This window comes from Mesorhizobium sp. W050 (assembly GCF_054719535.1).
Genome location: NZ_JBTTIH010000001.1, coordinates 3,290,423 through 3,302,683 on the forward strand (window position 1 = coordinate 3,290,423; position 12,261 = coordinate 3,302,683).

At 64.6% G+C, this 12,261-nt stretch carries 13 protein-coding genes and 1 pseudogene; 7 read left to right on the plus strand and 7 right to left on the minus strand.

The window, feature by feature from the left end; translation table 11 throughout:
* Nucleotides 1-376 precede the first annotated feature (376 nt).
* Entirely contained in the window at nucleotides 377-793 is a 417-nt protein-coding gene (locus tag ACYG9Y_RS16030; RefSeq protein WP_023740060.1) for a winged helix-turn-helix transcriptional regulator, read from the minus strand.
* A 132-nt stretch (nucleotides 794-925) separates the two neighbouring features.
* Here ACYG9Y_RS16030 and ACYG9Y_RS16035 point away from each other — a divergent pair, with 132 nt between their 5' ends.
* Nucleotides 926-1,513 carry a dihydrofolate reductase family protein gene (locus ACYG9Y_RS16035; RefSeq protein ID WP_023740061.1) on the plus strand — a complete coding sequence of 196 codons (588 nt, stop codon included), beginning with the start codon at nucleotides 926-928 and terminating at the stop codon, nucleotides 1,511-1,513.
* Nucleotides 1,514-1,608: 95 nt separating this feature from the next.
* Here ACYG9Y_RS16035 and ACYG9Y_RS16040 read toward each other — a convergent pair whose 3' ends face one another.
* A complete protein-coding gene (locus ACYG9Y_RS16040) occupies nucleotides 1,609-2,028 on the minus strand; it encodes a VOC family protein (RefSeq protein ID WP_023740062.1) in 420 nt (139 codons plus the stop codon).
* 254 nt (nucleotides 2,029-2,282) lie between these two features.
* Here ACYG9Y_RS16040 and ACYG9Y_RS16045 point away from each other — a divergent pair, with 254 nt between their 5' ends.
* Nucleotides 2,283-3,491: an MFS transporter gene (locus ACYG9Y_RS16045; RefSeq protein ID WP_023740063.1), complete on the plus strand. Its 1,209-nt coding sequence runs from the start codon at nucleotides 2,283-2,285 to the stop codon at nucleotides 3,489-3,491.
* Between the two features lie 30 nt (nucleotides 3,492-3,521).
* Here the strand turns inward: ACYG9Y_RS16045 and ACYG9Y_RS16050 are convergent, their stop codons facing one another.
* Together ACYG9Y_RS16050 and ACYG9Y_RS16055 are read right to left on the minus strand one after the other, a co-directional pair.
* Nucleotides 3,522-5,420, minus strand: coding sequence for a cation:proton antiporter domain-containing protein (locus ACYG9Y_RS16050; protein ID WP_023740064.1), 1,899 nt, complete (start codon nucleotides 5,418-5,420; stop codon nucleotides 3,522-3,524).
* A 47-nt stretch (nucleotides 5,421-5,467) separates the two neighbouring features.
* A pseudogene (locus tag ACYG9Y_RS16055) lies at nucleotides 5,468-5,827 on the minus strand (cation:proton antiporter); the annotation flags it as partial.
* 227 nt (nucleotides 5,828-6,054) lie between these two features.
* Between ACYG9Y_RS16055 and ACYG9Y_RS16060 the strand changes: the two are divergent.
* Nucleotides 6,055-6,786: a DUF2270 domain-containing protein gene (locus ACYG9Y_RS16060; RefSeq protein ID WP_023673885.1), complete on the plus strand. Its 732-nt coding sequence runs from the start codon at nucleotides 6,055-6,057 to the stop codon at nucleotides 6,784-6,786.
* 37 nt (nucleotides 6,787-6,823) lie between these two features.
* Here ACYG9Y_RS16060 and ACYG9Y_RS16065 read toward each other — a convergent pair whose 3' ends face one another.
* Nucleotides 6,824-7,168 carry a PQ-loop domain-containing transporter gene (locus ACYG9Y_RS16065; protein ID WP_023673886.1) on the minus strand — a complete coding sequence of 115 codons (345 nt, stop codon included), beginning with the start codon at nucleotides 7,166-7,168 and terminating at the stop codon, nucleotides 6,824-6,826.
* A 284-nt stretch (nucleotides 7,169-7,452) separates the two neighbouring features.
* Between ACYG9Y_RS16065 and ACYG9Y_RS16070 the strand changes: the two genes are divergently transcribed.
* Nucleotides 7,453-7,758 carry a hypothetical protein gene (locus tag ACYG9Y_RS16070; protein ID WP_023689804.1) on the plus strand — a complete coding sequence of 102 codons (306 nt, stop codon included), beginning with the start codon at nucleotides 7,453-7,455 and terminating at the stop codon, nucleotides 7,756-7,758.
* Between the two features lie 52 nt (nucleotides 7,759-7,810).
* Here the strand turns inward: ACYG9Y_RS16070 and ACYG9Y_RS16075 are convergent, their stop codons facing one another.
* A complete protein-coding gene (locus ACYG9Y_RS16075) occupies nucleotides 7,811-8,443 on the minus strand; it encodes a Vgb family protein (protein ID WP_023730380.1) in 633 nt (210 codons plus the stop codon).
* A 29-nt stretch (nucleotides 8,444-8,472) separates the two neighbouring features.
* Nucleotides 8,473-9,693: a hypothetical protein gene (locus ACYG9Y_RS16080; protein WP_023740067.1), complete on the minus strand. Its 1,221-nt coding sequence runs from the start codon at nucleotides 9,691-9,693 to the stop codon at nucleotides 8,473-8,475.
* A 389-nt stretch (nucleotides 9,694-10,082) separates the two neighbouring features.
* On the opposite strand from ACYG9Y_RS16080, the gene ACYG9Y_RS16085 reads away from it, so the two are divergent.
* The 3 genes from ACYG9Y_RS16085 to ACYG9Y_RS16095 all read left to right on the plus strand — a co-directional run bounded on the left by ACYG9Y_RS16085 (nucleotide 10,083) and on the right by ACYG9Y_RS16095 (nucleotide 12,245).
* Nucleotides 10,083-10,835: a DUF899 domain-containing protein gene (locus tag ACYG9Y_RS16085; RefSeq protein ID WP_023695474.1), complete on the plus strand. Its 753-nt coding sequence runs from the start codon at nucleotides 10,083-10,085 to the stop codon at nucleotides 10,833-10,835.
* 84 nt (nucleotides 10,836-10,919) lie between these two features.
* Complete coding sequence (locus ACYG9Y_RS16090) at nucleotides 10,920-11,192, plus strand: hypothetical protein (RefSeq protein ID WP_023727050.1); 273 nt, start codon at nucleotides 10,920-10,922, stop codon at nucleotides 11,190-11,192.
* Between the two features lie 48 nt (nucleotides 11,193-11,240).
* A complete protein-coding gene (locus ACYG9Y_RS16095; RefSeq protein WP_023740069.1) occupies nucleotides 11,241-12,245 on the plus strand; it encodes a zinc-dependent alcohol dehydrogenase family protein in 1,005 nt (334 codons plus the stop codon).
* Nucleotides 12,246-12,261: the final 16 nt, after the last annotated feature.

Genomic DNA, 12,261 nt, shown 5'->3' on the forward strand with positions numbered 1-12,261 from the left:
CTTGTTGGAGAAGGTGGATCGGCGCGCTAGCGCCGAGACGCCTTCGCATCGCGGCGCGCACGCTGCGCATCCTGTCCGGTCTCGGCTCACCCCCGGTGACGAATGTCTATCCCGGCAATCGCCCCATGCTGTCGGACGGGCTGCCTGTCGCCGGCCGCACTGCGACCGAAGAGCTCTACGTGCATGGCGGCATGGCCCAATCGGCATGCATGCCGCCCCCGCCACCGCGCGCTGGCTGAAAGAGGCCGTGGTTCGGGCGATGGCAATCCGAAGCAGACATGGCTCCGGCCACAGCGATTTGCGGGATGGGAAGGGTGAGGCTGCGCGACGTCGTGTCGATCTAGCCCGCCACCAGCGCGAAGGGAGGCGTTCCTCCCTAGCCGACATGCTCGGCGCGCAGCTTCTTCTTTATCTGCTCGAGCGCTGCCTCGCCGCCCCTCGCCAGTTCATCGGCGTTCCTTGCCAGCTTGTCATCGGCGTTGCGGTATTTGCTGCCCCAGGCGCCGAGCGTCGCCAGCACCGGCAACAGGTCGATGCCCGCCTCCGTCAGCTTGTAGATCGCCTTGAGCTTGTGCGTGGGGTCGTCGCTTCTTGTGACGATGCCCTCATCCTGCAAGGTCTGCAGCCGCTCGGCCAGGGTGCGCGACGAGATGCCTTCGCCTGATAGCAGGAACTCCCGGAAGTGCCTTTTTCCCGCGAAAATCATGTCGCGGATGATCAGCAGCGTCCAGCGGTCACCGAGCAATTCGAGCGATAGGCTGATGGGACAGCCGGATCTTTCCCTGGTCGACATTTAAATGCTTCCATTTTTAAATCACTTTACTATTGACATCATTTTTCACTCATGTCAATGGCTCCGAAAGTAAAGCAATAACCAACGCCGCCTGACCTGGCGCTGGTGACACCAGAGCTCAGGAGAACGACGATGAGAAAACTGATCCTGCAGATGCAGATATCGGTCGACGGTTTTGTCGGCGCGGCCGGCGATGAGCACTGGCAGCTCTGGGAATGGGGCGCCAACTGCCCGTGGGACGACGACTTGAAGCAGGATTTCAACACGGTGTTCGCTGGCATCGACACCATTCTGCTCAGCCGCAAGATGGCCGAAGAAGGCTATCTAACCCATTGGGGCAATGCCGCAAAAAGCTATCCGCGCGATCCCTTCTACGCTTTTGCGCAGCGCATCGTCGAGGCGCGCAAGGTGGTGCTGAGCGACAAGCTCGCGGCATCGCGGTGGGAGCGCACGACGGTTGCCAGCGGCGACCTGCCGCGCGAGGTCAAGGCGCTGAAAGCTGAAGGTGAAGGCGACATGGCGGTATTCGGCGGCGCCGGCTTTGCCTCGGCGCTGATTGCAGCGGGGTTGGTCGATGAGTTCCAGCTGTTCATCAATCCGGCCGCGCTGGGCGACGGCGAGCGGATTTTCGACCGTGGCGGCTTCCGGAAATTGCGCCTGCTCGGCTCTAAAGCCTATGCCTGCGGAATGGTGGTGAACCGCTACGCGCCGGCAATGTGAAGCAGTTCAGCGATTGAATCCGTGGACCGCTTCAACTCTTTGTTTTTACGAGAACTCCGGACGGATCACCGCAACCCGCTCCTCGTGAACCTGCGCTAGAAATTGATCTCGACCGAAGCGGCACTTCGCTTTGCCGGCCCGTGAAACACCGCCTCGATGTTGTTGCCGTCGGGGTCGAGCAGGAAGGCGGCGTAGTAGCCGGGGTGGTAGGGCCGCTCACCCGGCGCGCCATTGTCGGCCCCACCGGCATTGAGGCCGGCCCTGTAGAAGGCATCGACCATGGCGTTGTCCCTGGCCTGGAAGGCCAGATGATGGCGCCCGGTCAGTTGTCCTCTCGCCGCCCGGCTGTCGAGGCTTGAGATGAACAGTTCGTCGGCCCAGAAATAGTCCTCGGCCTCGCCGCCGATCGGAATGCCGAGCACCTTGAAGGCGGCTTCATAGAAGCCCCGGCTCGCCTTGAGGTCCCTGACCACCAGCTGGACGTGGTCGATGAGGCGGCCGCGATGCAGTTCCATGAGCGATCTCTCCCGTCGCGAGACCACAAAGCTAGTGCCGCGGAGCGGCTCGTCAATTCGGCAGTCTATTTGTCGGCGCGCTTGGCAGCCTTACACCCTGCTTTTGTCATATCCGGATGGACTTCCACGCAGACCGGATAAAAAATGCAACCGGATTGTCGGATTCGAAATCCCGCCAACGTCCTTCGGACGCAAGCGGCGCAACGGAGCTGGAGCGAGTGGCGCCGCATCGAAACCGATCTCGGGAGAAGAGCATGAACAGTTCCTACCGTTGGGTGATCGTCGCGTGCGGCGCGCTGATGACCTGTGTGGCGCTCGGCGCGATGTTTTCGCTGGCGATCTTTCTCGAGCCGATGGCGCTCGACACCAACTGGTCGCGAACCGGCATTTCCAGCGCCATGACGCTGAATTTCTTGGTGATGGGCGCAGGCGGTTTCGCCTGGGGCGCCATCTATGACCGTGTCGGCGCCCGCCCGGTGGTTTTTGCCGGCGCGGTGCTGCTCGGCCTGTCGCTGGTGGTGGCGAGCCGAGCCCAATCGCTGCTAGTCTTCCAGCTGAGCTATGGCGTCATCGTCGGGCTGGCGGCCAGCGCCTTCTTCGCGCCGATGATCGCGCTGACCACCGCCTGGTTCGAGACCCATCGCAGCCTGGCCGTGTCGCTGGTCTCGGCCGGCATGGGCGTGGCGCCGATGACCATTTCACCCTTCGCGCGCTGGCTGATCACCGCCTACGACTGGCGTACCGCCATGTTCGATATCGGCATCATGGCCTGGGTGCTGTTGCTGCCGGCCGTCTTCCTGGTGCGCCAGCCGTCGACGGCGGTCGCGGCAGCGGATGGCAGCGCGCCCGCGCCTGCCGCGGCCCCCGGCATGTCAGTCGGCCAGGCGCTGCGCTCGCCGCAATTCCTGGTGCTGGGTATGACCTTCTTCGCCTGCTGCGCAGCGCATTCGGGGCCAATCTTCCACATGGTGAGCTATGCCATGTCGTGCGGCGTGGCGCCGATGGCAGCCGTGTCGATCTACAGCGTCGAGGGCCTTGCCGGGCTTGGCGGGCGCGTGCTCTACGGCGTGCTCGGCGACAGGCTGGGCGCCAAGCCGGTGCTGATCGTGGGCCTCGCCATCCAGGCGGTGGTGATCGCCGCCTATCTCGCCGTCGGCAATCTCGAGCAGTTCTATCTCCTGGCGATCATCTTCGGCGCCACCTATGGCGGCGTCATGCCGCTCTATGCGGTTCTGGCGCGCGACTATTTCGGGCCGCGCATCATCGGCACGATACTTGGCGCCGCGACCCTGTTGTCCAGCCTCGGCATGTCGTTCGGCCCGCTCGCCGGCGGCATGATCTTCGACGCCTATGCCAGCTATTCCTGGCTGTTCATCGGCTCGGCGCTGATCGGACTCGGTGCTGCCGGCATCGCCATCGCGTTCCCGCCGCAGCCCGGCCGAGAGAGGCTGCAGGCGGCATGAGCGAAATTTCCCCTCGAGGGCAAATACTCATCACCCTGTCGCCGTTCCCGAGCGCAGCTCTTCCCTGACCTCGTCGTCGCGGCTGAGCCTGGCGTCCGAGATCAGCACCACCGGGCATTGGCAGCGCTGCAGCACGCCTGTGGTCGTCTCGCCAAAGAAGAGTTCCTCGCCAGGGCGCCGCGCCACGCCCATGACGATCAACGCCGCCCCCCTGCCGGCCTGGCGGGCAATGGCATCGGCGGCGGCGGCCCGGCTGCGGATGGCCGTCTCGATCTCGACGCCATAGCGGTCGGCTAGTGCGACGGTATCCTTCAGCACCGCCTCCCTGCGGCGATGCGAGACAGTGTCGCGCGGTTCATCGCGGCCGACGCGCGCTACATAAAGTATCTTGACCCGCGCACCCGTGACCGCTGCAATCGCCAGTGCCATTTCGGCACCCCGGCGGGCGATCGCGGTGCCGTTGACCGGAACCAGAATCTTCCCGCCTTCAGGTCCTAGCCTTGGCATCTGGCGGCCGGCGCCGGTCGCCTTCAGCACCAGGCATAGCGGGCCCTCGAAGGCGCCGGCGATCTCGTTGATGCGGCGGGCAAACCCACCTTTCGACGTGACCGCGCGGCCGAGCCCGATCAGCAGCAGCCCATAGCCTTTGCGCGCCTCCTTGGCAACCGTTTCGGCCGAAAGCTCGGCCTCGTGGCGCCGCGTGACAGGCGCCGCGCGGGCCAGTTCCTCGTCCGAACTCCTGGCGGCCTCGCGGCTGTCCTCGGCACCCTTTTCGATCGGCCCGAGCCTCGCATCCGTGCCGGGCTCGGCCTCCTCCCCCTCGCCTCGGGCATGCAGCACCGTCGTCGGCCTGCCGGCGCCCACGACTCCTGCGAGGTAAGCAGCAAAGCGGCCGACAACGCCCTCATCGGTCACCACCAGCAGTCGTTCCAGATTGGCGATGAAGCCGCGTTGGTCGATCTCCTCGCGCTCCAGACGCTTCTTCTCGTTCTCGCCCATCGGCAAGCGGCCGAGTGCCCAACGCAAGGTCGGCGGCATGGCGAGCGTGGTGATGACGGCCATGGTCACGATCATGGTGAAAAGATTGTGCGACAGAACGCCGATCGACAGGCCAATAGAGGCGACGATGACTTCGGTCGAGCCGCGCGCGTTCATGCCGCAACCGACGGCGATGCCTTCCTTGCGGCTCATGCCGGCAAGCTCGGCGCCGATGAAGGCGCCGGCGAATTTGCCGAAGCTGGCGATCAGCACCAAAGCGGCCGTGAGTAGCGCAAGCTCGTGGTCGACAAGCACGGTGAGATCCGCCGAAAGGCCGGCGACGCCGAAGAAAACCGGCATGAACAGCGCCATGATGACGCCGCGCAATTGCCCTTCGATATGACGCGACAGGATCGGCGATTCCCCAACCAGTATGCCGGCGACGAAGGCGCCGAGCACGGTGTGGACGCCGATCAGATCGGTGATCAGCGCCATTGCGCCCATGATGGCGAGAATGACGGTGACGACGGCGTATTCGCTGCGGAACGTATCGTTGGTCCAGCGGATGGCGTCGAAGACGATGCGGCGGCCAATCGTGAAGGAAAACCCCATGAAGGCGGCGACGCCGACAATGGTGAAGGCAAGGCTGCCGAGCTCGATGCGCCCCTTGGTGGCGATGCCGATGGTGATGGCGATGATCACCCAGCCGATCGTGTCCTCGATGATGGCCGACGAGACGATGATCTGATCGAGATCGCGGCGCATGAAGTTCATCTCGCGCACCACCATGGCGACGATCTTGACCGAGGAGATCGACAGCGCCGTGCCGAGGAAGAGACCGGCGACAATGCGCTCGGTTCCGTCGGCCAGCAGCGAGGCCGGCATGAACTGCGCGGCGGTGAAGCCGAGCGCGAAAGGCACGGTGACGCCGCGGCGGAGATGGAAAAGCACGCACGGCCGACCCTGCGCACCAGCCGCAGATCCGTCTCCATCCCGGTGAGCAACAGAAGCATCAACACGCCGAGCTGGGCGATGGCGCTGATCATGCTCTTTTGGGTGGCGTCGCCTGAAAAGATCACGCGTTCTGCTTCCGGCAATAGCCAGCCGAGCAGCGATGGCCCGAGCAGGATGCCGCCGATGAGCTGACCCATCACCGCCGGCTGGCCGAGACGCTCCAGCAACTCGCCGATGCCGCGGCCGACGAGAAGCAGAAGGAGGATTTCGAGAACGAAAATGCCCTCGCTGGACATGCCGGTCTTTTCGGCTGCCAACGATGCGGCCGGCATGAATGCGAAAGCTGCCGCGGCTAGCGCGACCGACCGGCGCCGGTTGACCACGAAGGACATGCACCCCCTCATTGTGCCCGGTATAACGTTTTAAGGGCGAGATCGGTTGCACGCCACGCTCCCTTGGCGCGCCGCAGGTTCCTCCTTACCTGAATCGCATAACGGGCCTATCTGACTGCGGATAAACCGCCGAGACCCGGGCCGGCGACGGAACATTTTCAACCGATTGCGCGTTGCGCGGATGGGGATGACCGGCGTCGTTTCGGCCGGCCATGGCGTTGGGAGGCGCGTGGCAAGGGATGTCCCAGGTCAAGACCGTGAAAACCGACGAAGCGGCTGCAGCGCCGCGGGCCTCTGATGCGTTCGCGCTGAAGCTCACCTCATCGGAATTCGTGGCCACCATGTCGCATTTCCACCGCGCCGAAATCGCCCGCATGGCCGGCTGGCGCGACCGGCTGGACCGTACCAGCAACTGGGCGATTACTGTCGTCGCCGCCATGCTCTCAGTCTCACTCTCGACGCCCAGCGCCCATCATGGGGTGCTGCTCTTTGCCATGCTGCTGACCACGCTGCTGCTATGGATCGAGGCGCGGCGCTATCGTTTCTTCGACGTCTACCGGGCCAGGGTGCGCCAGTTCGAGCGCTATTATTTCGCGCAGATTTTCTCGCCGCAGCCCGACTACGCCTCCAACTGGCTGGCCATCGTCGGCGAAGGCCTGCGTTCGCCGCGCTTCCTGATCTCGCAACGCGCGGCGTTGGTGCGCCGGCTGCGCCGCAACTACATTTTCATGTACACGATCCTGATGCTGGCGTGGGTGCTGAAGATCACGACGCCCAGTCTGCAGCGCGAAGGGTCGCCGATAGGCTTGGGCGCGTCATTTCTCGACGCCGCGCGCGTGGCGCAGCTCGGCCCGGTTCCAGGCATCTATGTCGTGTGCATGGTCGGGCTGTTCTATGTCGGCCTACTCGCAGCCGCTTTCCTCATCTCAAGCGACGAGGGCGAGCTTTCGCATGGCACCGTGCATGTCTGAGAGCGGCCTCGAAAAGCGCAATCTGCCGCGGTGATCTTCAGCAGACATTGTCGACCATCAGAGCGGTCGCTTCCGACCGGCTTGCGGCTTCCTCAACCGGAAGCCGTGCGCGATGGCGCTTGTAGGCGGTGAGCGCGATGACCAGCACGCAGCATACGGCGTTCAGCCAGTTGATCGCCGCCAGAGCGGGATCGTTCAGATTGATGTGGGCGTAGAGTCCCGTCGTGGCGTTGGCGCCTGTCCACAACAGCCAGGTCGCGTAGGAAATCGCCGACGCCCCGTGCCTGTCCCGGGCCACCCGCACGATCTGCGGCAGGTAGGACACCACCCGCAAGCCATTGAAAATAGTGAAAAGATAAAAAGACAGATCAGCAAGTGTCATCCGAAACCCCTGTCATGGCCGGACGTCCCATAGCGTTCCTTGCAGTGGCGGCATGTGAGCCCGTTCACATGCCGGTTTCGATTTTCCTGTTGCGGCCCGGCATCCGGATTCTTTCGCCATGGGGGCGTTCGCCGTGAGCCAGCCCGACGAGGTCGACATGAACCAGATCTTGTTTCGGCCGACGGCGCGGGAGTGCTAAACAGATCTCGTGCTTGGGCAAAGTTCGGGTTGACCGCTGCCAAGCGCGCGGCGACTATCCCTGCAACGTGCAGGAGGACATGAGAATGGACGAACCCGATCGCTGGCGGCACATGGCGAGCGCCCCCAAGGACGGCAGCCGCATCCTGGTCACGGTCAGGCCATCGGAACAGGGGCCGGCCGAGGTCGACCTCGCTTACTGGTCGCGCGCCGACCAGTTCGGCACGGAGGGCTGGCGCTCTTCCGATTCGTCGCCAGGACGGGTGATCGAATACCCCGAACCGGAGTTGAAATGCTGGATGCCGCTGCCGACGGCCAATCTGAGCCGGGCTTCAATGCCAAGTCCGTGGCAAGGCGAAGACGTCCCGCTGCTCGACGGCTCCGGGATATGATCTCGGCGGGATGACCGTAGGAAATACGCTGCCGGCCCAATACTTGACGGCCTTACTTCGGCCGACGCACCGATCGCACCATGCCGCCAGGGCCGCTGCCGCAAAAGAAGCGGTCGCCGCCGTCGGATTCGAGCCCGGAAACGCCCACCCCCGCCGGCATGTCGAGCCGTTCCAGCACCTTGCCAGTTTGCGGATCGACGCGCCGGACATCGCTCTGGTCGCCTTCCCAGGTGCCGTGCCAGAGCTCGCCATCGACCCAGGTCACTCCGGTGACGAAGCGGTTTGAGTCGATGGTGCGCAGGATTTTCCCGGTCTCGGGATCGATCTGGTGGATCTTGCGCTCCCGGTTCTGCCCCACCCAGAGCGTGCCCTCGGCCCAGGTCATGCCGGAATCGCGGCCGCCGCCGGGCGCCGGGATGGTGGAGAGCACCTTGCCGGTATCGGGGTCGATCTTCTGGATGCGGTCCCCGGCGAGCTGGAACAGATGCCGGCCGTCATAGGCGGTGCCGGCATGTGCCGCGACATCGATCGAGCGCAGCGTCTCGCCGCTTGCCGGATCGAAGGCGGTCAGCCGCTCGCCCGTCGCAAACCAGACATTCTGTCCGTCGAAGCTCACGCCGTGCACGGTGTCGACATCAGGAAAGGGCCCGTATTCGCGCAGGATTTCCGCTGCTGAATGTTTCATGTCCTGGTCCTCGATCATGGTCACCTTTCCTAGCCGTTCGGCAGCGGCGACGGGAGTAACAAGGTGGTCGTGAAACCAGCGACCGGTGGCGTCATCCAGCGCCGCGCCCGGCCGTGGCCGAAGGACTGCACTTTGCCGGTCTCGGCCAACTGCTCGAGCGCCCGCTGTACGCTGCGCTGTCCGGCGCCCAGCGCCAGCGCCAACGCCGAGCTGGCCCAGGATTCACCATCGGCCAGGAAGGCCAGCACCGCGGCGTGCCGCTCCTCGATCGGCCGCGCCAGCACCGCCACGGAGCCTGCTTCGCGCGGCTTTAGCGCAAAGCCCTGGCTGGTCGCGCCGATGCCCGCCAGCGGCCGCAATTCGGCGCGCAGCCGGCCGATCTCGACCCGCAGCCTGGCGCGATGCGATTCATCGGCATGCCGGCCGCCAAAGGCGCGGGCAACCAGCGTCGCCCTCGGCACATCCGCCGGCCAGGCTTCGGCAAGCGCGCGCGCCAGCGCAAACAGCACCGGCCGCGTTGCCAGCGAGATCGTTGTTTCCTGCTTGTGCACGATATAGCGGAACGTATCGACGACCAGCGCGCGCGACGCCTGCAGCGCCTCGACTTCTTCGAGCAACAGCGGATGCTCCTCGCCGCCTGCGATCAGCCGCGCCGCCGGCGTCTCCAGCGCCAGGAAGGCGCTGTCGACCTCCGCCATGAGACCCGGAATGCCGGCCCGGCGGGCGGCATGGCGCGCCCACTCAAGGGCTGCGCGCGCGGCCTTCGTCTTCAGGCGCCGCATGGCGATGCCGGCAACCGCGAGTTCATGCGCGGCGCGTGAGGCCGGCGGAAGCGGCGACGGATCGAGCCCAGCCAGCACGTCTTCAGCCTCGTCGAGGCGGCCGATCAGCAGCAGGCGGCGCACTTTGAGATGCCCGGCATGCGCCGCGTTCAGCCGGTCGCCATGCTTTTCCAATGTCGACCGCGCCGCGTCGAGCGCCTTGGACGGCCAGCCGAGATCACGCGAAACAAGTGCGATCTCGGCTTCGGCGACAACGCACCTGGCGCGCGCCACCGCCTCCTTTGGACCGAAGGCACGGCCGGCCCTACGCAACAGTACTTTGGCGCGATCGAAATCGCCGAGCTGCGCCATGGCAATGCCGCGCAACGCCAGCGCCGGGGCATCCTCGCGCAAGGCGACGCGGTCGAGTGCCGCCAGCGGGTTGCCCGCCGCCAGCGCCAGCCCTGCCGCGGTGATCAGCGAGTCCATGCAAATCCCGTCACATTTGTAACTCCCACCGCTCCCCTTATCGGCCCTAACTTAAGTCACCACCGCCAAGCAGCAAGCCGCGGACGGCGACCTAGCCATCTGGACTGGTTGAAGACGCCCGGGCCTGCGTTGACGGCAATATTCGCATTCGCTAGCCTGAGCATCTCAGACAGTCGCGTTAAGCTTCTCAATAAGGAAAAACCGACCATGCCTGCTTCCGAGGACTTCGAGCCCACCGTGCGGCCTCGCCACCCCTGCTGCGGTGGCCCGCCTGCAAATGCCGTCACATTTGTACCTCCGCCCTCGCCGCCTCGCGGCCCTAGCCTGCCTCACGATCAACAGGCAACGACAAGCCACAACGGCTCAACAACTGGCAAAGGAAACAAGCAATGACCAAGCACGTGGCAATGAAGACCCCACCGGTCGTTTCAAGGCAGGAATGGGAAGCCGAGCGCGAAAAGATGCTGGTGAAGGAAAAGGCAACGATGCGCGCCAGGGACGCGCTGTCGGCCGAGCGCCGGCGCATGCCATGGATGGAAGTAGACAAGGCCTACGTGTTTGAGGGTCCCAACGGCAAAGCGAGCCTGCTCGATTTGTTCGAGGGCCGGCGGCAGTTGATCGTCTACCGCGCCTTCTACGAACCCGGCGTCCACGGCTGGCCCGAACATGCCTGCCGCGGCTGTTCGCTCGGCGCCGACCAGGTCGGCCATCTCGCCCATCTGAACGCCCGCAATACCACGCTTGCCTATGCCTCCCGCGCGCCGCAGGCCGACATTGCCAGCTTGAAGCAGCGGATGGGTTGGGAGATGCCCTGGTACACAATCACCGACAGTTTCGACAAGGATTTCGGCGTCGACGAATGGCACGGCCACAACGTGTTCATCCAGGACGGCAAGAAAGTGTATCGCACCTACTTCATCAACAACCGCGGCGACGAGCAGATGGGCACGGTCTGGAGCTACCTCGACGCAACGCCGCTCGGCCGCCAGGAAATCTGGGAGGATTCGCCCGAAGGCTATCCGCAGACCGAGCTCTACAGCTGGTGGAATTGGCACGACAATTACGACGCCGCACCCGACAAGACGTGGGAGGAAGTGTCGGCGGCCGGCGAAGCCGCGTTCCGCAACAAGGACGGCAAGTAAGGACCTGGAGCGACCCATCCAGCTTGGTTTCCTGTCCCTCACGGGACAGGAAACCCGGGCATTGATCATCAAGGGATTATGACCATGAGCGATATCGGCACAGGCACCGGCAGTGAGGTCCCTCAACGCTCCGATGCAGTTTCTCTCCGCACCGCCGACTGGCTGTGCCTCGCCGCGGCCCCTGTTTTCGCCGTGATGGCGCTGCTTACCTGCATTCACGCTGGCGACGGCGCCATGTCGTGCCTGGGGGCCGATGCCTCCCCGCTCACCGGCATGCCGCTGATGTATCTCTTGATGAGCGCCGTCCATCTGGCGCCCTGGCTGCGCGTGATTTCCGGCCGGCCGGTCCGGCGATAGGCTGGACCGCCGCCGCCATGCTAACGCTCTTTACGTCGGAGAGAGACTATGAAGCTGGTCAGGCTGAGAGCGCCGGGCGGGTTGGACAAGCTCGACCTGGTCGAGGAGGATCAGCCCCGGCCTGGGCCGGGAGAAATGCTGGTCAGGATTCGCGCCTGCGCGCTAAACATGCGCGACGATTTCGCCGTACAAGGCAAGGTGCCGCTCGCTGACGGCCGCGTGCCGCTGTCGGATGGCGCCGGCGAGGTGATCGCGATCGGTGACGGCGTCGACACGTTCAAGCCGGGCGACAGCGTCGTCAGTGTTTTCTACCCCTGGTGGCTGGCCGGCGACATGAGATCCGATACAAGCCGCGACATTCCCGGAGACAGTTTCGACGGCTTCGCCAGCGAGTATGTGTGCATGCCGGCGCAGGCCTTCACCAAGGCGCCGGCGGGCTATACGCATCTCGAGGCGGCAACGCTGACCTGCACGGGCGTCACCGCCTGGCGCGGCCTGGTGACATGCGGCAAGGTAAAGCCCGGCGACACGGTGCTGATCCTTGGCACCGGCAGCGTGTCATTGTTTGCGCTGCAATTTGCCAAGGCCGCCGGCGCAAGGGTCATCGCCACGTCGTCCGATGAAGAGAAGCTGGAAAAGCTCAGACGACTCGGGGCCGACAGCGTCATCAACTACAAGGCGGTGCCGGAGTGGGGCGGCAGGGCCAAGGAACTGACGGACGGACGCGGCGTCGACCATGTGATCGAGGTCGGTGGACCGGCGACGCTGGCGCAGTCGATAACGGCCTGCCGGACAGGTGGGCATATCGCACTCATCGGCGTCCTGACCGGCTTTGCAGCAGAAGTGTCAGTCCCGGCGCTGTTTTCAAACCAGATCCGCATCAGCGGGATTTCCATCGGCAGCAAAGCCGACCAGCAGGACATGATCCGTGCCATAGAGGTCAACCGCCTGAAGCCCGTCATCGACAGCAGCTTTCCACTGCAGGACATCGCCGCCGCCTTCAGGCATTACGAAGCGCAAAGGCATTTCGGCAAGATCTGCCTCGAGCTTTAGACCCTGCGATCGGCAT

Coding starts and splice junctions, on each gene's coding strand:
- ACYG9Y_RS16030 (WP_023740060.1), bottom strand. CDS start 793: ATGTCGACCAGGGAAAGATCCGGCTGTCCCATCAGCCTATCGCTCGAA.
- ACYG9Y_RS16035 (WP_023740061.1), top strand. CDS start 926: ATGAGAAAACTGATCCTGCAGATGCAGATATCGGTCGACGGTTTTGTC.
- ACYG9Y_RS16040 (WP_023740062.1), bottom strand. CDS start 2,028: ATGGAACTGCATCGCGGCCGCCTCATCGACCACGTCCAGCTGGTGGTC.
- ACYG9Y_RS16045 (WP_023740063.1), top strand. CDS start 2,283: ATGAACAGTTCCTACCGTTGGGTGATCGTCGCGTGCGGCGCGCTGATG.
- ACYG9Y_RS16060 (WP_023673885.1), top strand. CDS start 6,055: ATGTCCCAGGTCAAGACCGTGAAAACCGACGAAGCGGCTGCAGCGCCG.
- ACYG9Y_RS16065 (WP_023673886.1), bottom strand. CDS start 7,168: ATGACACTTGCTGATCTGTCTTTTTATCTTTTCACTATTTTCAATGGC.
- ACYG9Y_RS16070 (WP_023689804.1), top strand. CDS start 7,453: ATGGACGAACCCGATCGCTGGCGGCACATGGCGAGCGCCCCCAAGGAC.
- ACYG9Y_RS16075 (WP_023730380.1), bottom strand. CDS start 8,443: ATGAAACATTCAGCAGCGGAAATCCTGCGCGAATACGGGCCCTTTCCT.
- ACYG9Y_RS16080 (WP_023740067.1), bottom strand. CDS start 9,693: ATGGACTCGCTGATCACCGCGGCAGGGCTGGCGCTGGCGGCGGGCAAC.
- ACYG9Y_RS16085 (WP_023695474.1), top strand. CDS start 10,083: ATGACCAAGCACGTGGCAATGAAGACCCCACCGGTCGTTTCAAGGCAG.
- ACYG9Y_RS16090 (WP_023727050.1), top strand. CDS start 10,920: ATGAGCGATATCGGCACAGGCACCGGCAGTGAGGTCCCTCAACGCTCC.
- ACYG9Y_RS16095 (WP_023740069.1), top strand. CDS start 11,241: ATGAAGCTGGTCAGGCTGAGAGCGCCGGGCGGGTTGGACAAGCTCGAC.